This window comes from Nocardiopsis sp. N85 (assembly GCF_028882275.1).
Classification (GTDB): Bacteria; Actinomycetota; Actinomycetes; order Streptosporangiales; family Streptosporangiaceae; genus Nocardiopsis; species Nocardiopsis lambiniae.
The window spans coordinates 1-23,672 of sequence record NZ_JARBUT010000021.1; the positions used below are offsets into that span (position 1 = coordinate 1).

11 protein-coding genes and 2 pseudogenes are annotated in these 23,672 nt (G+C 67.5%); 6 read left to right on the forward strand and 7 right to left on the reverse strand.

The features are described from left to right. A partial coding sequence (locus PWG71_RS23365) for a stealth family protein (RefSeq protein WP_274812104.1) occupies nucleotides 1-1,205 on the reverse strand: 1,205 nt, incomplete at its 3' end. A 406-nt stretch (nucleotides 1,206-1,611) separates the two neighbouring features. On the opposite strand from PWG71_RS23365, the gene PWG71_RS23370 reads away from it, so the two are divergent. The 5 genes and pseudogenes from PWG71_RS23370 to PWG71_RS23390 all read left to right on the forward strand — a co-directional run bounded on the left by PWG71_RS23370 (nucleotide 1,612) and on the right by PWG71_RS23390 (nucleotide 14,953). Then, on the forward strand, nucleotides 1,612-5,112 hold the full coding sequence (locus PWG71_RS23370) for a LamG-like jellyroll fold domain-containing protein (protein WP_274812106.1): 3,501 nt from the start codon (nucleotides 1,612-1,614) through the stop codon (nucleotides 5,110-5,112). Between the two features lie 152 nt (nucleotides 5,113-5,264). Continuing rightward, nucleotides 5,265-11,720 carry an RHS repeat-associated core domain-containing protein gene (locus PWG71_RS23375; protein WP_274812108.1) on the forward strand — a complete coding sequence of 2,152 codons (6,456 nt, stop codon included), beginning with the start codon at nucleotides 5,265-5,267 and terminating at the stop codon, nucleotides 11,718-11,720. Nucleotides 11,721-12,548: 828 nt separating this feature from the next. Then, nucleotides 12,549-13,037: a winged helix-turn-helix domain-containing protein gene (locus PWG71_RS23380; protein WP_274812109.1), complete on the forward strand. Its 489-nt coding sequence runs from the start codon at nucleotides 12,549-12,551 to the stop codon at nucleotides 13,035-13,037. 16 nt (nucleotides 13,038-13,053) lie between these two features. Next, a pseudogene (locus PWG71_RS23385) lies at nucleotides 13,054-13,458 on the forward strand (transposase); the annotation flags it as partial. Nucleotides 13,459-13,735: 277 nt separating this feature from the next. Beyond that, a complete protein-coding gene (locus PWG71_RS23390; RefSeq protein WP_274812111.1) occupies nucleotides 13,736-14,953 on the forward strand; it encodes an ISAs1 family transposase in 1,218 nt (405 codons plus the stop codon). A 7-nt stretch (nucleotides 14,954-14,960) separates the two neighbouring features. On the opposite strand, the pseudogene PWG71_RS28870 reads toward PWG71_RS23390, so the two are convergent. From PWG71_RS28870 to PWG71_RS23420, 5 genes and pseudogenes are all read right to left on the reverse strand, one after another. Beyond that, nucleotides 14,961-16,347: pseudogene (locus tag PWG71_RS28870) on the reverse strand (IS1634 family transposase); the annotation flags it as partial. 231 nt (nucleotides 16,348-16,578) lie between these two features. Continuing rightward, nucleotides 16,579-18,198 (reverse strand): NCS1 family nucleobase:cation symporter-1, encoded by a 1,620-nt coding sequence (locus PWG71_RS23405; protein ID WP_274812116.1) that lies wholly within the window; start codon nucleotides 18,196-18,198, stop codon nucleotides 16,579-16,581. A gap of 279 nt (nucleotides 18,199-18,477) precedes the next feature. Continuing rightward, entirely contained in the window at nucleotides 18,478-19,494 is a 1,017-nt protein-coding gene (locus PWG71_RS23410; protein ID WP_274812118.1) for a TIGR03842 family LLM class F420-dependent oxidoreductase, read from the reverse strand. Between the two features lie 16 nt (nucleotides 19,495-19,510). Further along, entirely contained in the window at nucleotides 19,511-20,917 is a 1,407-nt protein-coding gene (hydA, locus tag PWG71_RS23415; RefSeq protein WP_274812120.1) for a dihydropyrimidinase, read from the reverse strand. Nucleotides 20,918-20,926: 9 nt separating this feature from the next. Then, nucleotides 20,927-21,769 (reverse strand): nitrilase-related carbon-nitrogen hydrolase, encoded by an 843-nt coding sequence (locus PWG71_RS23420; RefSeq protein WP_274812121.1) that lies wholly within the window; start codon nucleotides 21,767-21,769, stop codon nucleotides 20,927-20,929. A gap of 376 nt (nucleotides 21,770-22,145) precedes the next feature. On the opposite strand from PWG71_RS23420, the gene PWG71_RS23425 reads away from it, so the two are divergent. Next, nucleotides 22,146-22,601 carry a flavodoxin family protein gene (locus PWG71_RS23425; protein WP_274812122.1) on the forward strand — a complete coding sequence of 152 codons (456 nt, stop codon included), beginning with the start codon at nucleotides 22,146-22,148 and terminating at the stop codon, nucleotides 22,599-22,601. Nucleotides 22,602-22,652: 51 nt separating this feature from the next. On the opposite strand, the gene PWG71_RS23430 is transcribed toward PWG71_RS23425, so the two are convergent. After that, nucleotides 22,653-23,483, reverse strand: a complete 831-nt coding sequence (locus tag PWG71_RS23430) for a hypothetical protein (protein WP_274812123.1) — start codon at nucleotides 23,481-23,483, stop codon at nucleotides 22,653-22,655. Between the last annotated feature and the right edge of the window lie 189 nt (nucleotides 23,484-23,672).

Consider the following 23,672-nt stretch of genomic DNA (forward strand, 5'->3'; position numbering starts at 1 on the left):
TCGGTGCCCACCGGTCGGGCCAGGAACACGTCGTCGTTGAAGTACAGGTAGTGCTCCGACAGCCCCTCGATGTGGTGCAGGCGAGCGCCGATGGCGTGGGAGTTGAACGTGGGCAGAGCGGTCTCCGGAAGGATGTCGCGGTGGTCCACCACCGTGATCCCCGCCGCGGAGGTCTCCAGCCAGGCCGGGACCTGGGCGTCGGTCACCAGGTACACGTGCCGCACCCACGGCGCGTACATCTCCACCGACCGCAGCGAGTAGCGCAGCTCGTCACGGCTGGTGAACCGCGACGCACCGGCCGCCAGGGGGGTGTGCCCCTCGCCGCGGTGGAGGGCTCGCTTGGCGGCGTGAGCAGGATCGTCGCCGTCCACCCAGGTGTAGACCACGTCGACGGGGAAGGTCACCTCGTCCACCGGTGTCCACGCGAACGGCTCGAAGGTCGGATACTCACGCTCGGCCACGGTCACGGTGACGGGCTTGCGAGCGTCCGCGGGGAGCACGTCGGCGACCCGGTTGCGGCGCGGAGCCACCCAGGAGTCGGCCAGTACCTCCTCCGGGGCCTGGGCGCGCAGCTTCGCCCGCTGCCCCTCGGTGTCCTCGTGCTCCAGGATCTTGGCTCCCTCGCGCCAGAACTCCACATCGCACCCGAACTCGAACCCGGCCAGCTCGCGTCCGCTGGGGGAGAGCAGGCGCTCGGCGAACCGGATGACGAGCCCGGACTTGACCTTCTCGTCCAAGGCGCCGTCGACGTAGGCGCTGGCAGCGGCGACCACCCCGCCGGGGCCGGGCTTGATGGCGTAGAGGGCACTGGTGCCGTACAGCTCACGCATGGTGTCCAGCAGGCGCTTCTTGTCCGAGCGGTGCACCCCGACGACGTGGCGCAGAGGCGAACGGCCGCGCACCAGGAAGTGGCCGACCCCGGCGTGGGTCAGGGCGTCGGTGACCAGCCGGAGGTTGCGGGCCGATGCCCCGGCCGCGGTGAATGAGGTGACGGCCCGGCCCAGCAGTTCGGTCCCGTCCACGTCGTCGAGACGCAGGTCGGGGTCGGCGTCCAGCAGTTCCCGGCGGCGGCGGGCGATCTTCTCGACCCGCTTGTGCTCGGCCTCGGCGGCCTTCTCGGCGCGGCGCTCGGATTCCAAGCGTGCACGGGTGGCGGCGGGCAGTAGGCGTTCGCTCGCGCGCTTGACGCGGGAGGGCAGGGCCATGCGGGTAGTCCTTCGGCCGAGGGCAAGGAAATGAAGGGGCATCTGTCCGAGATTTCGGACAAGTGACCGCAATATAACGCATGGCTGTCATGTGAGGTTTGCATGGAGGAGGAGTGGAACTCTCCGTGTTCAAGTGACTTCTTTGTGTTGTGTCGAAGGCTTCTGGCGTCGATCTGCGACCCGGGGGTCGTCTGGCTGCGGTGGCCAAATGTGGTCACTGGGGTTTATGTGCAGTTGATGAAGCTTTGGTGTGAAAGTTGGCTGGTTTCCGTGTCGGGAAAACCCATGGGGATCTTGCGCGAGGAGTGAGGACTTCACTACCGTCACCCCGGGTTGCATCGGAAACTCGATCTGTTTTGGGTCTGAATCCCCCAAGTCACAACTGAACTAGACAGGTTCCCCCCACATGTGTCGTTCCCTGACCCGTGCGACAGCGGTTTCCACCGCTGCGGCATTGGCGTTGTCGTTGCTGGCCGTGCCACCCGCCTCGGCGGATGAGGACGACGAGCCCGTCTCATCCGCTGAGCGGTCGGTGGTCGATCTGGTCGAACGGGACGCGTTGGCCTTGGCGCGTGAGACCGGGGAGCCGGTCGAGATCGCCGCGCTGACCGATGAGAAGACCATCCACTACGCCAACCCTGACGGCACCCTGACCGCGGAGATCTCCGCCCTGCCGGTCCGAGTCCGCTCCGAGCAGGGGTGGATCGACGCCGACACCACCCTCGTGGCCGGAACTGACGGCCTGGTCCGTCCCCGTGCGGCGGGTATGGACATCGCCTTCTCCGGCGGGGGCGAGGCCCCCATGGCCCGCATCGGGATCGGTTCCAACAGCGTCGAGATCGACTGGGACGGCACCCTGCCCACCCCGGTTCTGGACGGTGACCAGGCCACCTACCCCGGCGTGTTGCCCGACGTCGACCTGGTGCTCACCGCTGGGGTCGAGGGCTTCACTCAGGTCTTGGTCGTGCACACCCCCGAAGCCGCAGCCTCCCCCGAGCTCGCCGAGCTCGAACTGCCCCTGGACACCAGCGGCGTGACCTTGAAGGCCGACGAGCACGGCAACATCGAAGCCACCGGTGACGAGGGCGGTCAGGGCGTGTTCAGCGTCCAGGCCCCGGCCATGTGGGACTCCACCGGCATCGAGGACACCCGGGACGAGGACCCTGTCCTCGCCCCGACGACCGGTGCCCGTACCGCGCTGGTGGAGACCGACGTCACCGTCGACGGCATCCGCCTGGTCCCCGACCAGGAGCTGCTGACCGGTGAGGGCACCGAGTACCCGGTGTACATCGACCCCTCGGTCAACGCCAACCGCCCCAACTGGGCCTACGTCGACAAGACGTTCCCGAACCAGGCTTATTACAACAGGAGCATCGACAGTGTCGGGGTGGGGTACTACTCGGGGGCTGATGGCACCTTCACCCGCCGGGCCCTGTTCCAGTTCACCGTGATGGCTCGGACCAACCAGTCCAACACGGTCATCAACTCGGCGACGTTGCGCACCGAAGTGGCCTGGTCGTACGACTGCAAGAACAAGAGCAATGTGCAATTGCATCGCGTGGACGCCTTCAACAGCAAGACCACGTGGAGCAACCAGCCCACCGCCCGCACCCTGCTCGACACCCAGAACGTCAGTGGCAGCTGGGCCACCTGCCCCGCCACCAGCGGAGTGGAGTTCGACGCCACCACCGCCTACAAGTGGGGGGTCGACAACGACGCCTCGCACATCTACCTGCGGCTGAAGGAAGAGAACGAGTCCTCCACCACCGCTTGGCGCCGGTTCGACGTCAAGAAGAAGCCTCCGGTGCTGGTGGTGAACTACAACAACCCGCCGGCTCAGGTCGCAACGTCGAGTATCTCCGACTCACTGGGCGGGGCCTGCTCCACCGACAAGACCAAGCCCCGGCTGATCAACAACACCACCACCACTTTCCGGGCCACGATCCGTGACTACGACGCTCGCGCCGACTGGGGAGGCCAGAAGCTCAAGGTCGCCTTCTCCTGGTCGGCCAACGGAGAGGGCACCGCTCTCGGCCAGGCCGAATCGGGTTACGCCGATGTCGGCTACTGGCCCAACGGCTCTGAGCGGTCGGTCAAGGTCTCCGGGCTTCCCGAAGGACAGCTGCTCGGGTATCGGGCACGTGCCCACGACCAGGCGGCCTGGGGTGCGTGGTCCGGATGGTGCTGGATCAAGATCGACACCACCAAGCCCGACACCGGTCCGACGGTCACCTCCGAGGACTACCCGGCTGATGAAGAGACCCACGGCAGTGTTGGCCGTACCGGGGACTTCACCTTCTCCAACAACGGAGTAGAGGATGCCGACTCGTACTACTACAGCTTGAACGACACCTCGTGTGAGACGAAGGCCTCCCTGTCCGCTCCGGGCGCCAGTGTCACTATCGCCCTCACACCGAGGCACAGCGGTGCGAACATGATTTACGCGCGTACCGTCGACGCCTTCGGTAACTCATCTCCCTGCGAACTCGCCTACTACTTCCTGGTGTCACCACCGAGCGGACCCCTGTCTCACTTCACCTTCGACGAAGGTCAGGGCACCACGGCCGTCGACAGTGTGAAGAGCGATAGGGCAGCCGTCTCCACCGGTGAAGTGGACTGGACCCGCGGCCGTGTCGGCAGGACCCCTTCAGGCGGCCACCGCCTTGAAGGCACAGCGGTCGAAGTGTCCGGGGGATCCCACCTGCGTACGGACGGTCCTGTGGTGGACACCAGCGGAGCCTTCTCCGTCTCTGCATGGGTGTACCTGGACGGGACCCCGACGGAGAATCTCGCCGCCGTCGCCCAGGATGGCGACCGCAACAGCGGCTTCTACCTCGGTTACCAGCACATCGAGGGCGGGCGTTGGGTGTTCAAGCAGGCTCCCTCGGATACCGACAATGTTTCCGTGTCACACCGTGCGATCTCGGCTGAGGCCGCCACGGCCGGTGTCTGGACCCACTTGCTGGGCACCTTCGACCCTGAAAACGGTGAACTGGCGCTTTACGTCAACGGAGACAAGCAGGCCACAGCCACGCAGAGGACCCCCTGGAACGCCGACGGCGACTTCGTCATCAGCGGTGCCCGCTACCACGGCGAACACATCGGCACCTGGCTGGGAGCCATTGACGATGTCCGGGTATGGGACCGGGTCATCAGCGACGAGGTGTACGTCGATGACCCCGAGGCGCGTTCGGAAGTATGGAACCTGGCCAACCGCCCCATCGCACTGGAAGGCCGCTGGAAGCTGGACGAGTACGAGGGCACGGCGGTCGCCGATTCCTCCGACCACGGGCTGACCGGAACGCTTCACGGGGACCCGCTCACCGCGTGGAACCAAGCGGTGAACGACGTCACCTTTGCCCCCGGGGTGAGCCTGGACCGCTCCAAGAGCGAGCGCATCTCCACCCAGGGCCCCGCGGTGCGCACCGACCGCAGCTACAGCGTGGCGGCCTGGGTCCGCCTGGACGAGGTCGGAGCCAACACCGCGGCCGTCTCGCAGAGCGGTAACGACCACAGCGCTTTCACACTCGCGTACCAGCACACCTATGACTGGAACAACTGGGTGATGAAGCTGCCTCCAGAGGACCGTACCGGTGCCACCGGCTGGCACCGTGCCCTCTCCGACGAGGCCCCGGAATTCGGCCGCTGGACCCACTTGGCCGCCACCTACGACCACACCCGACGTGAAGCCACTCTGTACGTCGACGGCATCAAAAACGGCACGGTCCAGGTTCCCAACGCCTGGCACGCCAGCGGTCCTGTGCTGATCGGCGGCGGGTTGTTCGAGAAGAACTTCGCCGACTCATGGGCCGGTGACATCAGTGATGTTCACATCTACCAAGGTGTGCTGAGCGAAAGCGAGATCCTCGCGGTCCTGGAAGGCATCGCTCCCGCACCCGCTCCCTGAGCCGTATGAATCAACCCCTCTGATCCCCCTTTGGCTTTCGGCAGCTGCGAGAAAGGCGTGCCGTGTCCGACACCTTTGCCGGTCGTCCTGAACCCGAGACGACCAAGAATCCCGATTCCCACGAAGAATCCGCCCCACCCGAAACCCGGGTCATGGCGAACAGCCGTGTGATCCGCTGGGTCAAGAGGCCCCTGACCTGTACCGCTGCGCTGGTCATGGTGGGTGCCTTCCTCCAAGCCGCACCGGCGTCGTCCCTCACCTACAACACCCGGCCCGAGGCCGTGGACGAGGAGTCGGTGCCCGGTAGCGATACCGAAGGGCCGTTCACCCTGTCCGCGCGGGGAGAGGACACCGTCGGCCAAGCCGACCTGGACGGGCCTCTCAGCTACTCCTGGCCCGGGGAAACGGCCGGCGAGGTCGAACTGGCCGAACCGGGCGCGAAGATCGAGGCGGTCGAAGACCTGCTCACCGTCTCCCAGGTCACGGACGAGGAATTCGTCACGTGGGCGGAGGCCACGGGTGGGGACTTCGCTCCGGCCCCCTCCGAGCAGACGGGGCCGGACGGGACGCGTGTCGTGCCGTCGAGCGCGATGGAGCCTCCTGTCGGTGAAGACGGCGGCGCCGAAGGGCGGGGTCCCGGGGAGACCCCGGAGGACCACGAGACGGAGGTCGAACCTGGCGACGAAGAGACTCCGAACGGGGAACAGCCGGTTCCCGAAGAGGAGCCGTCACCAGAGGTAGAGGAGCCCGCGGCTCCCGAGCCCGAAGAAGAACAAGAGACGACCGAGGAAGCCGCACCGGTCGAAGCGGTTCACGTCGAGGTCCTGGACCAGGACGCCGCCGAAGCGGCGGGTGTCAACGGCCTCCTGCTCAGGGTGACACGCGTCGACGGCCACACCGGAGTCGGACCGGTCGACCTGACCGTCGACTACTCCGGGTTCGCCGACGCCTTCGGCGGCGACTTCGGGTCCCGGCTCGAACTCATCGAGGTGGACCCCTGCCTGACAGGAGAAGGCGCCGATTGTCAGGACCGGGCACCGCAGCTCTTCACCACCGACAATGACGCCGAAGCCCGCACCGTCAGCGGAACCGTTCCCGCGCTCGCCGGCGAGGGGCTGCTCATGGCCGTCGCCGCGACGGGTGAGAGCGCGAGGGGCGACTACAAGGCCACCGACCTGGCGGCGGCGTCCAGTTGGGACGTGGGCCTCCAGAGCGGTGACTTCTCCTGGAGCTACCCTGTCGACACGCCCGCGGTGGCCTCCGACCTGACACCGGGCGTCGAGCTCGACTACTCCTCGGGGTCGGTCGACGGCCGGGTCGCCTCCTCCAACAACCAGACCTCCTGGGTCGGTGAAGGCTTCAACTACAACCCCGGATTCATCGAGCGCCGGTACGTGCCCTGTTCCGACAGCCAGCCCGACTCCGGCAAGACCGGGGACCTGTGCTGGTCGCGCCACAACGCCACGTTCTCGCTCAACGGCCGCTCCGGCGAGATGTTCCTGGACGAGGACGGCACCTGGCGCATGCGCCACGACGACGCCTCCAAGATCGAACGCCTCACGGGCACCACCAACGGTGACAACGACGGTGAATACTGGCGCATCACCACCACCGACGGCACCCAGTACTACTTCGGCATGAACCGCCTGCCCGGCTATAGCAGCGGAAAGGCCGAGACCAACTCCACCTGGACCGCCCCGGTGTTCGGCGACAACTCCGGCGAACCCTGCAACAAGTCCGCCTTCGCCGACTCCTGGTGCCAGCAGGGCTGGCGGTGGAACCTGGACTACGTGGTCGACGTGCACGGCAACGTGATGACGTACTACTACACCAAGGAGACCAACTACTACGGCCGCAACATGAAGGCCGATTCCCCCACCGCCTACACCCGCGGCGGTTACCTGAACCGCATCGAGTACGGCCTGCGCTCCGACAACGTCTACGGAACCGCGCCGGCCCGGGTGAACTTCACCGTCGGTGAGCGCTGCATCCCCACCAGCTCCTTCGACTGCGCGGAGAACAAGTTCACCAGCGCGAACGCGAGCCACTGGCCCGACGTCCCCTTCGACCAGCACTGCGCCCAGGGGCAGAACTGCACCAACCGCTTCTCGCCCACCTTCTGGACCCGCAAGAAGCTGAACGGCATCACCACCCAGGTCCACGACGGAACCGCCTACCGCAACGTCGACTCCTGGAAGCTGACCCACGCCTACCCCCAGACCGGGGACGGGACCCCTCCGGACCTCTGGCTGCACTCGATCGAGCACACCGGACACGTCGGCGGCGAGCAGAGCATGCCGCTGCTGGAGTTCGGCGGCACCCCGATGGAGAACCGGGTCGACACCACCGACGACGGTTTCGCACCCATGTTCAAGTGGCGGATCACCAAGATCCTCACCGAGAGCGGCAGCCAGATCGACATCACCTATTCGGGTGGTGAGTGCGACCCGAAGAAACCGCCGACACCCCACGACAACGGAACCCGCTGCTTCCCCGTCGTGAACACCACCGCCGACGGCAAGAGCGAATACACCGACTGGTTCCACAAGTACGTGGTGACCCAGGTCAGCGAGTTCGACCTGGTCACCGACCAGCCCGAGCAGCGCACGACCTATGACTACGTCGGCAACGCCGCCTGGCGCTACCGGGACGCCGACGGGTTCATCCGCGACAAGCACCGGACCTGGTCCGACTGGCGCGGATACGCCCAGGTCCGCGTCATCGAGGGGATGCCGGACGAGACCCGCTCGGAGACCGAGCACCGCTTCTTCCGCGGCATGCACGGCGACCGCCAGCCCAACGGGACCCGCACGGTCAAGGTGACCGACAGCGAGGGCAACGAGCACACCGACCTCAACGAGTACAACGGGTTCACCCTGGAGGAGATCACCCGCAACGGGCCTGGCGGGGACGTCGTCGAGAAGACGATCTCCCTGCCCTGGAGCCGGGTCACCGCGCAGCGCGCCTACTCCTGGGGCACCGTCGAATCCCGTATGACCGGCATGGCCTCCACCACCCAGTACATCGCCGTCGACGGCGGCTGGATGCGCACCCGGGAGACCGCCGAATACGACACGCTGGGACGTGCCACCCAGGTCCACCACCACGGCGACGTCGACGACCCCGGTGACGACCAGTGCACCCGCTACACCTACGCCGACAACTCCACCCTGCGGATCCTGGACGCCGTTGCGCGGACGGAGAAGGTCGCCGTCGGATGCGGCACCACCCCCTCCCGTCCCGGCGACGTCATCAGTGATGACCGGGTCCTCTACGACGGCCGGGGCTACGGGCAGGCGCCCACGGCCGGGCTGCCCACCGGTACCCAGCGCATCAAGGACTACGACGGATCCGCGCCCGTCTACCAGACGGTCCAGCAGACCGAGTACGACGCCTTCGGCCGGACGGTCTCCGAGACCGACGCCTCGGACAACACCACGGTGACCTCCTACACGCCGAAGACGGCCGGAGGCGTGGCGGTCACCGTCACCACCACCAACTCGCTGGGGCACGTCGACACCGAACACTTCGATCCCTTGCGCGGACTGCCCATCGCGGAGATCGACCCCAACGGCAACCGCACGGACCTGACCCATGACCCCTTGGGCCGCCTCACCCAGGTGTGGACACCCGACCGCAAGAAGGCGGACGGTGTCGACCCCGCCATGCGGTTCGAGTACCACGTGCGCAACGACGCGCCGTCGACCGTCATCACGCGCGCCCGACGGGAAGACGGCACCTACGCCTCCACGTACCAGATCTACGACGGGCTGCTGCGTCTGCGTCAGGAGCAGGCTCCGGCCGCCGTGGGCGAGGGTCGGTTGATCAGCGACGTCTTCTACGACGGCCGCGGGCTGAAGGTCAAGGAACGCCACGGCTACCACAACGAGGAGGCCGCACCGGGGCAGACCCTCTTCCACCCGGCTCAGGGAGACGACCGCATCCCCCGGTACACCGAGACCGTGTACGACGGCGCGGAGCGCCCCATCGAGGTCATCTCCCTCTCCCGGAGCAGGGAACTGTGGCGCACCAACTCCCAGGACCTGGGGGACCGTGTGCTGGTGACCCCGGCCGACGGCGCCATTCCGACCACCACGATCAAGAACGCCCTGGGCCAGACGGTCGAACTGCGACAGCACGCGGGGGACACCCCCCAGGCGGACTACACCGCGCTCACCTACACCTACACCGAAGCCGGTGAGGTGGCCACCGTCACCGATGAGGCGGGCAACGTCTGGCGCAACCACTACGACCTGCGTGGCCGCAAGATCAAGACCGAGGACCCCGACCGGGGAACGACCACCTACACCTACGACGACGCCGACCGCCTCGTCTCCCGCACGGACGCCCGCGACGAGACCGTCTCCTACGTGTACGACGCCCTGGGCCGCAAGACCGGCCAGCACAAGGGCGGAACGGACGGAACGCTGCTCGCCTCCTGGACCTTCGACACCGTCGCCAAGGGACAGCTGAGCAACGCCGTTCGCCACGTCGACGGGCAGCAGTACACCACCACGATCCACGCCTACGACCCCCTGGGGCGGTCCACGGCGACGACCGTCTCCATTCCGCGAACCCCGGAGAACGGTGGACTCGGCGGCCCCTACCGGTTCCGCAGCACCTACAACTCAGACGGCACCATCAAGTCGAACACCTTCCCCGCCGCCGGCGGACTGCCCGAAGAGGTCGTGACCTACACCTACAACAAGGCGGGCCTGCCGGTCTCCATCAAGGGGCTGAGCGGTACCTTCCAGGTGAACTACCTGCACGACGCCGTCTACTCCAGCCGCGGACAGGTCCTGCAGCGCACCTTCTACCGCAACGACGGCAACAGCCAGGCCAAGGAGACGTGGGCCACCCGCACTTACGACCCGGCCACCGACCGCATGACCGTGGCGAGAATCCACCCCGAGGTCGGCCACGGCACCCTCATCGAACAGACCTACACCTACGACGACGCCGGCAACGTGCTGAGCATCAAGGACGAGCCGACCGCCGAGGGGCTCCTCCCGGACGTGCAGTGCTTCGCCTACGACGACATGAGACGCCTCACCGACGAGTGGACCTCCCTCCAGGGCGGCGAACAGGCCTGTGACGGGGGACCGGCACGGGAGGACGTCGGCGGCGCCGCACCGTACTGGAACAGCTATACCTACGACGAACTCGGCAACCGCACCTCCGAGACGCGCCGCGGCCTGATCGAGGGCGGGGACGTCGAGAGCACCTATCACCGTCCCGAGGCGGGGGAGGACCGCCCGCACGCGGTGACCCAGGTCGACTCCAACGGCAACAGCGGGCTCGCCACCTACACCTACGACGAAGCCGGGAACATGACCTCCCGGCGCAGCGCGACCCGCGACCAGACCCTGGAATGGAACGCCGAGGGCCAGCTCGCGGCCGTTCACGAAGGCGGGAACACCTCCCGGTTCGTCTACGACGCCGAGGGTGAACGCCTGCTGCGCGACGACGGCGACACGGTGACCCTGTTCCTGCCGGGAACGGAGATCTCCTTCAACAAGCAGCAGCTCACCAGCCAGGGGACGCGCCTGTACGAGCACGAGGGCGAGGTCATCGCCAGTCGCTCCAGCAGCGGGGATATGCACTGGATCTTCTCCGACCACCACCAGACCGGCCAGTTGGCGATCAACTCGCTGACCGGCGAGAGTGTGCGGCGCAGGTTCACCGCCTTCGGCAACGAGCGGGGAACCGCCACCGGGACTTGGCCGAACTCGCGCGGGTACGTGGGCGGAGTGATCGACGAACAGGCCGGCTTCACCCGACTGGGGGCACGCTCCTACGACGGTGAAACGGGGATGTTCATCTCGGCGGACCCGGTCGTCGACTTCGCTGATTCGCAGCAGATGAACGGGTACGCGTACGCGAATAACAACCCGACGTCGTTCACGGACCCCGACGGGTTGTACTACCGTAAGAGCTTCTCCCAGGCCCGCAAGTGGGCCGCTGTCTACCGGGCCCGGCAGGCCGCCATCCGTGCTTACCAGGCCCGCATGGCCGCCATCCGTGCTTACCGAATCCGCCAGGCCGCGATCCGTGCTTACCAGGCTCGGCAGGCTGCCATCCGCGCGGCCAAGATCCGCGCTGCCCAGATCCGCGCGGCCAAGGCCGCCGCGGCCGCCCGCGCTGCCGCCATGCGAGCCGCCGCGGCCCGCAAGGCCGCGGCCGCGAAGGCCGCCCGTGAAAAGGCGAACCGGGAAAAAATTATCGGGCAAAGAAGTCTCCAAAAGGGCGAAAGGGGAAATTCTTTCCATGGGCCAATGGCGATCTCTCGCGTTATGGGCAAGGGGAAATCCAATGGTTCTAATTTTGGGATGAATGCGCTATCCTTTTCTGTTGTAAGATTCAACCGTCCTGAGCCCACGGATGAGCCCTCTGGCACAGAACCAGAGGGGACAAATTATGATCCACGAAATCAGTGTGTCAGGGCAGTTGTTCTAGCGGTCGGGGCTGGAATGGGTGCGTTTGCTGCAGGCGCGATGGTGGCAGCCCCTGGAACTCCAGTAATCGCTGTAGTCATTGGAGGGATTGCCTTTGTTGGGGGGTCTGCGGTGATGTACGTTTCAATTCAGGATGCCGCGTATGTCTGCTGATCGTTAGCTTTGTGTAGGGGTGCGTGGAGGAATTTTGATAGATTTTCTTTAGTGCAAGAACAATTGTTTGGGGCTGTAGGTGGCGGGGTAAGATGTCTGTGCTCCGCCACCTGTTTCTATCTCGCGTCTTGCCTGTCTTGTTGTTGTATAAGCTCAAGGGTCATGTGAGTGAAGTATCGCAAAGCGATCTTCGCGCCGTATGTCGTCTCTGTAATGTCTGATTTTGAATGTCCGCCTGATCGGTAATATCAGGAGGCCCCTTCAGTGATCCTGTGGTGATATTTTGTTTCATCCAGAAATTAATTTTTGGCAAAAATGAAAGAGTTTCAATGTTTTCGCGTTTTTGTGCGACATGGTGAATTGATTGGGTGAAATTATGGGTTGGAGAAAATTCATATTTATCTTGCTTGCGGCATCTTTCATTTCTTTCATGCTTGCTTTGTCTGTTCTCTTGTTTGATATATTTTCCCGGGGGTCTGTGGATCCGATTCCTTTGTTGGCTATTTTCTTGTCTCTTATTCCATTGGGGCTTTCGATTTACCATCTCTTCTGGAACGATCGAATAAATTGAGTTCTTTTGTAAGCATTCGGAAGGGTGAAAGCATGCGCTTGCTGGTCACGCCGATGCGGGGACGGGTGGCATCGACAACCTCGATTCTTCGTGTGTCCCGAACGGGAAGGAGGGTTCGATGCAGGGCGGTTTCAAAGTTGCTCTTGGGGTTTGCCGACCGTGAGCGCGTTGAGCGCCCAGTGGGTGTTGCGGGCATAGGCGCGTACTGATCTTTGATGTGTGGGTTGACGTTCGAGTGAGCTGGGAAAACCCTGCTCATGGAGCTTCCCCTCTCCTCTCCCCGCACCCCTGCCGAGTACGAGAAACGACGCCTGGTCGCCGCGGAGCTGTTCGACCAGGGCGAGCTGTCCCAAGCCGCGATCGCCCGCCTGCTGGGCGTGAGCAGACAAGCCGTCCACACGTGGCACACCATCTGGAAGAGCGAGGGCCCCGCCGCGCTGACGGCCCGCCCCCGCGGCGCCGAACCCTTCCTGAACGGCGCCCAGGAACGCGCCCTGGCCGCCCTGCTGGACTCTGGCCCCACCGAGCACGGGTGGCCCGACCAGTCCTGGACCCTGGACCGGGTCAACCACCTCATCAGCGAACGCTTCGAGGTGTCCTACGCCGATCCCTCCGGGGTGTGGCGGCTGCTGCAGCGGATGGGCTTTTCCCACCAGGTGCCCGCGATGCGGGCCGCCGAAGGAGACGAGGAAGAGGTCGACCGGTGGCGCACCCAGGTGTGGCTCCGGGCCAAAGGAGGACGCTGAAACCCGTGGTGCGTGGATCGTCTTCGCCGATGAGTGCGGGGCGAGCACGTCCCCGCCCACCCGCCGCACCTGGGGGCGCAGGGGGCGCACCCCGCTGGTGGCCACCCGTCGGGGCCGATGGGAGCGGGCCAACGCCGTCGGATGGCTGTGCGTGCACCCCGCCACCGGGGCGGTGAGGCCGTTCCACACCGTGCGGTGCTCTGCGATCACCGCCGCGATGCTGCCCACCCTGCTGGACCGGTTGCACCGGGCACTCCAAGGTCCGGTGGTGCTGATCTGGGACAACCACTCCTCGCACTCCGGGAAGACGATGACCGCCCAGATCACGGCACGGGACCGGGTGCGGGTGGTGTTCCTGCCCCGGTACGCGCCCGAGCTGAACCCGGTGGAGACGCTGTGGGCGCACCTGAAGCGGGTGCTCAGAAGCCGTCTGTTCCGGAGCCTGGAGGAGTTGGAGCAGGTGATCAACGCGCATCTGCGTCTGGTGCGCAAACGCACCGATCTGCTGCGGGGGTTCATCGACTCGGTGGGCTTGGACAGGGCCCGTGCAAGTTCCGGATCAGTGAGGATCGTCCGGTTCGGGCAGACCACAACCGTGCACGCAGACAGGCACGGGAACCCGCGATCATTGTGGTGTCGAAGCCAAATGATCCCGAAGGTCTCCCGTGCCCGCCCTCTCATCATCCCCGATCCCGACCGTGCTCGCGAACCTGAGCCCGATCGATCCACACACCATTCCCGACCTGCGCACCTACCTACGAGCGATCCCCGACCCCCGATCCCTGCGCGGCCTGTGGCACCCCCTGGACGCCATCTTGGCCATCTGCTCCTGCGCGGCCGCCTCCGGCGCCAAGACCATCGAGGAGATCGCCGAATGGGGACAACGCGCCCCCCTGCGCCTCCTGACGGCGCTCGGCGTGCGCCCCCACCCCCTGCACTACCGGCGCTCCCCGGCGGCCTGCACCATCGACCGCGTCCTGTGCCGCATCAACGCCCACGCCCTGGACGCGGCCATCGGCGCCTACCTCGCCGACCGACACCACGCCACCACCGCCACCGGTGATGACGGCGACGGTGCCACCGACAACGCACGGCCCGCACTCCCGGCGATCGCCGTGGACGGCAAAGCCCTCAAGGGCTCGGCCCGGCTCGACCAGCCGCGCCGCCACCTGCTCTCCGCCCTGGCCCACCACCCGCCCCTGACCCTGGCCCAGAGTGAGGTCGGTGCCAAAACGAACGAGACCCGCCACTTCCTGCCCCTGCTCCAGGGCCTGGACCTGGCCGGGCGGGTGGTCACCTTCGATGCCCTGCACACGGTCAAGGAGCACCTCAAACGGTTGGTGAAGGGCAAGGGCGCCCACTATGTGGCCATGGTCAAGGGCAACCAGCCCACCCTGCACGCCCAGATCTCAGGGTTGCCCTGGGGCAGGACACCCATCGCCCACACCCGTTCGGAGAAGGGCCACGGGCGCCGCGAGTCCCGGTCGATCAAGGTCATGGGCATCGCCGACAGCCTCGGCGGTATCTGCTTTTCCCACGCCAGGCTCGTGCTGCGGGTCCACCGCCGCCAGCAGGAGACCGGCAAGAAGCAGACCCGCGAGACGGTGTTCGCCGTCACCAGCCTGGACGCCCACCAGGCCACACCCGCCGATCTGGCCGCCTACGTGCGCGGACACTGGGCGATCGAGAACTCCAGCCACCACATCCGGGACGTGACGTTCGGCGAGGATGCCTGCACGGTCCACACCGGCAGCGCTCCTCGGGCGATGGCGGCGTTGCGCAACCTGGCCATCGGGGTGTTGAAGTCGGCGGGGGCGGACAACATCGCCAAGACCACCCGCGCGATCCGGGACCTACCCGAACACGCTCTGCCGTTCTACGGGATCGGTTACGAACCCGACCTCTCGGGAACTTGAACGAGCCCTGGAGGTGCCGGGAGACGGCCAAAGCGGTGAACACGATGGTCAAGTGCGCCTCGATCGATTCGCGCACGTGGTGAAAGACCGGCCGCGCGGCCAGATCGGACTTGGCCATCCGGAAGGACCGCTCCACTTGGTAGAGGTCGTGATAGGCGTCGATCACCGCCTGGCCGCCCATCACCTCGGGGCCGATGTTGGTGATGTAGCCTTCAGCCCGGCCAGGTCCCGGGCCCGTTGGACCAGGCCCCAGTCCACCCCTTTGGCAGCGCCGTCCAGGCGCACGAACCGGTCCTTCTTCAGCGGCCGAGACCCGTCGGCGACCTTCTCGGCCCGGGTGATCTGGGCGTTGATCGCCCGCTGGTCGCGCTGGTGGCGTTCGAACAGGTACTGGTAGACCACCCTGCGGGTGCGGGCGTTACGGCCGGTGCCCATCACCCGCGCCGATTCGAGAGTCTGCCCATCGGTGAAGTAGGTGCCGCAGGTCTGGAAGTGTTCGGCCAGATCGTAGGGCGCCTTGGTGATGCGCGAGCTGACGATGAACCGTGGTCCCGCTTTCTCCAGGGTGTTGAGGTTGGCGGCCGAGAGCATGCCGGCATCGGCCACCACGACGACGTCCTAGGCCTCGGGCAGGCCTTCGATGAGGTCGGTGACCACGGGCAGCAGCGTCTTGGCCTGGGCTTTGTTGCCCTCGAAGCAGTGCACCGCCAGCGGGAACCCGGTGGCGTCCACCAGCAGGCAGACGAGGATCTGCGGGTCCACGCGGCTTTCCTTACCCATCCCGACCTTGCGCAGACCGTCCTCTTTCTCGGCCTCGAAGTACACGGTGGTGCAGTCGTACATGATCAGGGCCAGGCCCGTGGTGGAGCGGCCGTGGGCCAGGCAGGCGTCGGTGATTCGTCGGCGGTAGTCGTGCTCCTGGCAGCGGGCCAGGCACCGAAAGACGGTCCGCAGCGAGGGTACGGACACGCCGAGTTCTCCCAGGACCCGCAGGGTGTCGGCCTTGGAGGTGGGTTCCACGATGTGGGCGAGCACGAGCTTGGCGAAGGTGGCATCGCGCACGGCATCGAAGCCCAGGCGGGTGTAGGCATCGGCCAGGGTGTCCCACAGCAGTTCGGAACGGGCGCCCACGCCCCTCGGGCCGCTGCCGCTGCCGGTGCCGGTGTGGGGCGCGGGTTCGGGTTCTGTCGCAGGTGCCGGTCCCACATCCAGGTCCAGGGTGAGCTGGCCGGGGTGCAGCCGTTGGTGGCGATCTCCATCAGCGCGGCGAGTTCGGCGTCGTTGTGGGCCGAGCCGATGTGGTCGATGTCCACGATCTGGCGGCCGTTCTTATGGACGATCTGGACCGCTTGCGCGCCTGATGCGGTGGTGACCTTCCGGATGAACGATGCCACTCGTTCACGCTATGGCCGGCACCTTGATTAGTCACCCCAGCCATCCTTCCCGAGCACTATCAGACCAGTTCAGCAGCTTGTTCCTTGCCGCGATGCTCAAAAGTGGCACGAGTCAGGTCGGACACCGGTCACGACCGGGTAACGCATGTCCCACGTCACTGTGACGTGCACAGGGGTGTGGGGCCGCACCGGACGGTGCGGCCCCCACGGATCGGGTGTTCTCCAGGTGTTCTAGGCGTCCGTCTTCTCCGGGCCACGCTGCTCCGGTTCGCCGGCGTCCGGAGCCGCTCCGGCGTCACCGGTGGCCGGGACGCGCACCGGTGCCACCAGGTTCAGCACCCAGTACAGGACGAAGGCGCTGACCAGTCCGACCACCCAGCCGTAGTCGGCCAGCGGTGCCAGCGGCGGGATCAGGCCGTCCTCGGGGAACGGGCCCAGCTTCGCGCCGGTCGCCGCGTCCACACCCGAGTGGGAACCGCCGACGGCCAGCAGGGTGCCGGTGCCGAACGCGACCAGCGCCCGCCAGTTCCAGCCGCCGCCGTACCAGTACTCCGACCCGCGCCGGTACAGGCCTGGCAGGTCCAGCCGGGTCCGGCGCACCACCCAGTAGTCGGCGAGCAGGATGCCCGCCACCGTGCCCAGGACACCGCCGACGGTGCCCAGCCAGGTGAAGATGTAGACGCTCTCGTTCTCCAGCAGCTTCCAGGGGAAGATCAGCACCCCCAGGAAGCAGGTGATGATCGCCCCGGTGCGGAAGTCGATCAGGCGCGGCGCCAGGTTGGCCAGGTCGTAGGCGGGCCCCACCAGGTTGGCGGCGACGTTGGTGGAGATCGTCGCCAAGAGCACGACGAAGATCGCGAACAGCAGTCCCAGGCCGCTGCCCATCTGCGCGACGATGTCGATCGGGTTCCACAGCGGTTCGTCGTAGACGGCGGCGGTGCCCGCCGTCACCATGACGGCCAGCAGCGAGAACAGGGTCATCGTGGTGGGCAGGCCCAGGGACTGTCCCACCGTCTGGGCGCGCTGGGAGTTGGAGAAGCGGGTGAAGTCGCTGATGTTCAGGGTCAGCGTGGACCAGAAACCGATGACGCCCATGAGCGAGGGGAAGAACAGCGCCCAGAACGACGGACTCCAGTCGAGTCCCTCGGGGGCGGCGGCGAGCATGACGCCCACGCCGCCGGCCTCCACGGCCATCCACATCAGCAGGGCCGCACCGCCGACGATCATCAGCGGGGCCGCCCACACCTGGACCTTGCGCACGCCTTCCATGCCCCACAGGATGATGAGCACCTGCACCACCCAGAACACGGCGAACGACAGCCACAGGGTCCACGGGTTGCCGCCGACCTCGGCGGCGCCGAGCCAGCCCTCGCCGAACATCCGCCCGGCGAGCACGTACACGCCCTGGCCGCCGATCCAGGTCTGGATGCCGAACCAGCCGCAGGCGACGGCGGCGCGCATCAGCGCCGGGAGGTTGGCGCCGCGCAGGCCGAAGGAGGCGCGGGCGAACACCGGGAACGGGATGCCGTACTTGGCGCCCGCGTGGCCGGTCAGCACCATCGGCGCCAGCACGATGACGTTGCCCAGGACCACGCAGAGGATCGCCTGCCGCCAGTCCATGCCCGCGGCGATGAGGCCGCTGGCCAGCGTCCAGGCCGGAATGCTCACCGACATGCTCACCCACAGGGCGGTGAAGCTCCCGGTGCCCCAGGTGCGCCGGGACATCGGCACCGGCTGGAGGTCCTCGTTGACGTAGGGGCTCTCGGGCATGGACGCGCCCTCGGCCAGGGAGACGCGCCCGTCGGGGTGGGTGACGGCGCTCGGTTCCGGGGTGGGTGGGGCTTGGGTCACGGGGCACCTGCTCTTCGGGGATACGGGGGATCAGGGGGTGGGCTCGGCGTCGGGCCCACGGGTGACGGGGCTCCCCCGGAACGCTGGAGAACTCCGGACCCGTTTCGGGCCGTCGGATATCCTCGCACGTCACCGAGGGTGCGAGGACGGCTCGTGGCGCCTGTCGCCGTGCCCGCCACGGCAGTGTGCGCGTCCCGTGTGACCGGGGTGTTCCGGAAGGCGCACTCGTCGGTGAAGTCCCCTCGGGCCGCCCGGGGCGCGGGCCCCGGGCGACCGCGTTCAGGACCGTCGGGACACGGCGGGGACCACGTCGCGCCCGTAGACGTCGATGACCCCGTCCACGTCGTCGTGCATCGCGTAGACCGCGAACTGGTCCACGCCCATCGCGCGCAGCCGCTCCAGCTTGGCCACGTGCTCCTTCACCGGCCCCAGCAGGCAGAACCGGTCCACCACGCTGTCGGGGACGAAGGCGGTGTCGGGGTTGTCGGCCCGGCCGTGGTGGCTGTAGTCGTAGCCCTGCCGGGCCTCGATGTAGTCGGTCAGCTCCTGGGGGACCGCGTCCGAGTGCCCGTACCGCGCCACCAGGTCGGCGACGTGGTTGCCCACCATCCCGCCGAACCAGCGGCACTGCTCGCGGGCGTGCGCCAGACCCTCCGCCGACCCGTCGGTGACGTAGGCCGGGGCGGCCACGCACACGGTGATCTCCGCCGGGTCGCGGCCCGCGTCGACGGCGGCCTTGCGCACCGCCTTGACCATCCACTCGGTCAGGTACGGGTCGGCCAACTGGAGGATGAACCCGTCGGCCTGCCGCCCCACCAGCTCCAGGGCCTTGGGCCCGTAGGCGCCCATCCAGATCGGCAGCGCCCCGTCGCGCACCCACGGGATGCGGAAGGTCGCCCCGTCCACGTCCGCCTCCCGGCCCTCGGCCAGGTCCTTGATCGCGGTCATGGCCTTGGAGAGCCGGGCCAGGGTGGCGGGGCTGCGCCCGGCGACGCGCATCGCCGAGTCGCCCCGGCCGATCCCGCACACCGTCCGGTTGCCGAACATGTCGTTCAGGGTCGCGAACAGGGAGGCGGTCACCTCCCAGGTACGGGTGCCCGGGTTGGTCACCATCGGGCCCACGACGAGGTTCTCCGTGCGCTCCAGGACGCGGCTGTAGATGACGAACGGTTCCTGCCACAACACCACCGAGTCGAAGGTCCACCCGTGGGTGAACCCGAGCCGGTCGGCCCGAGCCATCCGCTCCACCAGCAGATCGGCGGGCGGGTCGGTCTGGAGGACGAGTCCGATGTCCATGTGCTCTCCTCGCGGGTCAGATCAGGTACTGGCAGGTGCCACGGGTCAGGTAGCGGCCGTCCCCGGCCGTGCCGAGGTACGCGCCGCCGTCGACGATGACCCGGCCGCGCGACAGGACGGTGCGGGCCCGGCCCGTCACCCGCCTGCCCTCGTAGGCGGAGTAGTCCACGTTCATGTGGTGGGTCTCGGCGGACATGACGTGCTCGGCGTTCGGGTCGTAGACGACGATGTCGGCGTCGGCGCCCGGCGCGATGGTGCCCTTGCGCGGGTAGAGCCCGAACATGCGCGCCGGGGTGGCGCAGGCCAGCTCGATCCACCGGCGGCGGCCGATGTGCCCGTCCAGCACCGCCTGGTGCAGCAGGTCCATCCGGTTCTCCACCCCGGGCATGCCGTTGGGGATCTTGGAGAAGTCGCCCCGGCCCAGCTCCTTCTGCCCGCTGAAGCAGAAGGGGCAGTGGTCGGTGGAGACCACGGACAGGTCGTTGGTGCGCAGCGCCCGCCACAGGAGCTCCTGGTGCTCCCGGGGCCGCAGCGGTGTCGAGCACACGTACTTGGCGCCCTCGAAGTCCGGCTCGGCGAGGTTGTCCACGGACAGGAACAGGTACTGCGGACAGGTCTCGCCGAACACGTTGAGCCCCAGGTCGCGGGCGCGCGCCAACTCGTCGACGGCCTCGCCCGCCGACACGTGCACCACGTACAGCGGCGCCCCGGCCACCCGGGCCAGCTGGATGGCGCGGTGGGTGGCCTCCGACTCCAACAGGGCCTTGCGGACCTCCCCGTGGTAGCGGGGATCGGTCTTCCCGGCCGCCAGCGCCTGTTCGACCAGCACGTCGATGGCGATGCCGTTCTCGGCGTGCATCATGGTCAGCGCGCCGTTGGCGGCGCCGCGCTGCATGGCCCGCAGGATCTGTCCGTCGTCGCTGTAGAACACGCCCGGGTAGGCCATGAACAGCTTGAACGAGGTGATGCCCTCGTCGACGAGCACGTCCATCTCCTTCAGGGACGACTCGTTGACGTCGGACAGGATCGCGTGGAACCCGTAGTCGATCGCGCAGTTGCCCTCGGCCTTGGCCATCCAGGCGTCCACCCCGGCGCGCACCGGTCGTCCGGGGGTCTGCACCGCGAAGTCGATGATGGTGGTGGTGCCGCCCCAGGCGGCGGCCCGGGTCCCGGTCTCGAAGGTGTCGGAGGCGAAGGTGCCGCCGAACGGCAGCTCCATGTGGGTGTGCGCGTCGACCCCGCCGGGAATGACGTAGTGCCCGGTGGCGTCGATGACCTCGGCGTCGCTTCCGGCCCAGGTGCGGGCGGTGTCACCGCCCCTCAGGGCCAGCCCGACCACGGTCCCGTCCTCGATGAGGACGTCGGCCTCCAGTTCGTCGGCGGCGGTGATGACCAGCCCGCCGGTGATGAGGGTGCGTCCCATGGCCGTCCCCTAACCCTCGACCATGGGCCCGTAGGCGTCCGGGCGGCGGTCGCGGTAGAACGCCCACTGGGTGCGGACCTCGTCGATCAGGTCGAAGTCGAGGTCGCGTACGACCAGTTCCGCGGTGGTGTCCGAGGCCACGTCCCCCACGAACCGTCCGCGCGGGTCCACGAAGTAGCTGGTTCCGTAGAAGTCGTTGTCCCCGTACTCCTCGACGCCGACCCGGTTGATGGCGGCGATGAAGTACTCGTTGGCGACGGCGGAGGCCGGCTGCTCCAGCTTCCACAGGTAGCCGGACAGGCCCCGGCTGGTCGCCGACGGGTTGTACACCAGCTGCGCCCCGGCCAGGCCGAGCGCCCGCCATCCTTCCGGGAAGTGGCGGTCGTAGCAGATGTAGACGCCGACGCGGCCGACGGCGGTGTCGAAGACCGGCCAGCCCAGGTTGCCGGGGCGGAAGTAGTACTTCTCCCAGAACCCCTTGACCTGCGGGATGTGGTGCTTGCGGTATTTGCCGAGGTAGGTGCCGTCGGCGTCGATGACGGCGGCGGTGTTGTAGTAGAACCCGGGCTTCTCGATCTCGAACACCGGTAGGACCATCACCATGTTCAGTTCCCGGGCCAGGGCCTGGAACCGGGTGACGGTGGGTCCGTCGGGGACGCTCTCGGCCCAGCGATAGTGCTCCGCCTCCTGTACCTGGCAGAAGTAGGGAGCGTTGAACACCTCCTGGAAGCCGATGATCTTCGCGCCCTGGGCTGCTGCGTCGCGCGCGTATTCCTCATGGGCGGCGATCATGGAATCGGTGTCGCCGGTCCACTCGGTCTGCACGAGTGCGGCGCGGACGATGTGCGGCATTGTTCCCCTCGTTCCCCCGGAGCCGTCGCGGCCGGCCCGGAAGCGGTCGGTGAGTCCGCGTATGCCCTGCTGGCACGTGGGTGGCGGCGGGGCGGTGCGCGATGAGAATCGCACCTTAGAGAGAGGGGAATGGCCGGTCAATGTCCGACATCCTTGCGAACGCGATTCCTTCGTGTTGCGCGATTTCGCAAAACCACACAATGAGGGGCGATGTCCCTTTTTCGTGGCGTGAAGATATGGAGAAAGATCCAGGTTTGGAGGCTCTTCGGGGAGCGGATTTCATAGGTCCCTCCACATCCCGGTCGCCCGCCCATGAGCCCGGATGTTCGGACGGTGCCGGCCGGGGCGCCCCGCCCGCCGCCCCTAGGGTGGGGGCATGGCACGTCTGCTCATCGTTCACCACACCGTCTCCCCGGCCACCTGGGAACTGCTGGAGGCGGTGCTCGACGGGGCGCGCGACGACGAGATCGAGGGGGTGGAGATCGTCTCCAGGCCGGCGCTGGCGGCCTCCGTGTCCGACGCGCTCACCGCCGACGCCGTCGTCCTGGGCACCCCGGCCAACATCGGCTACATGTCGGGGGCCCTCAAGCACTGGTTCGACCTCGTTCACTACCCGGCCCTGTCCTCGGGGCGCACCGTGCCCTACACCCTGTACGCGCACGGCAACGACGACACCACCGGCGCGGTCCGCGCCGTCGAGGCCATCACCAAGGGCATGGGCTGGGTCCGCCACCGGCCGCCGGTCACCGTCGAGGGGGCGCCGACCGCCGCCGACCGGGACGCCTGCCGGGAACTGGGCGCCGTCACCGCACTGGCGGCCCTGGGCATGTGAGAGCCCCGCCCCGCGCGACGCGGGACGGGGCTCGGGGAACGCGGGGACGTCCTACTGGACGGGCGCCACGATCGGGTCCTCCAAGCCGAAGGTGGGGTCGTAGCGCACCTCGGCCACGGTGACCTCCCCCGTCACGGCGACCTGGCCGCTGGCCTGCTCGCCCGGCATGATGGTGACGGCGTCCAGCGGGTCGATGTCGGCGAGGATCGCCCAGTCGTTCACCACCGAACCGTCGTCCAGCACGTAGGTGAAGTAGAGCGGGTTGATGTCGAACGGCTCTTCCGAGTCGTTGACGAACGTGACGTCCAGCGCGGTGTAGGTCTCGGTGTCGCCGAGGGTGCCGCCGACGGTGCCGGCATGGGAGACGGTGATGCTCACACCGCTCTCGCCCACCGGGGCCTCTTCGGTCTCCTCGTCGGCGGGGCTCTCGTCGCCGGCGGGTTCCTGGCTCGCCTCGCCGGAGGGCGAGACCGTGGGGGTGTCGTCGCCGCCGGCCATCAGCGCGATCACGCCGAAGATGAGCAGGACCACCAGGATCAGACCCAGGCAGCCGCCCACGCCGAGGCCGACCTTGGCCCCGGTCGACATGCCCTTCTTCGGCGGCTGCGAACCCGGAACGCCGTACGGGTCCCCATAGGGGTCGCCGTAGGGAGGCTGTCCTCCGGGCGGACCGCCGTACGGGGGTTGACCGCCGTAGGGGGGCTGTCCACCGCTGGGGTCGCCGTAGGGGGGCTGTCCACCGCTGGGACCGCCGTACGAGGGCTGGCCGCCGGTGGGACCGCCGTAGGAGGGCTGTCCTCCGGGCGGACCGTACGGCGGCTGGCCGCCGGTCGGCCCGCCGTAGGGGGGCTGGGGGCCGGACGGGTTATCGGGGTAGGACATCGTGAGTGCTCCGGTCTCGAATGCGAGGCGGCGAAAGGGTCAGGTGCCGCGAGAGGTGCGTCGTGTGCCTCGGACGGAACACGCGCGGCCGTGAAGGGACACTATCCGACGGCGATGACGCGGCGATGGCCGCCGTGATCGCCGCGGAACCTCCACTGCACACTCGGATGACGACCAGCGCCGGGAGGT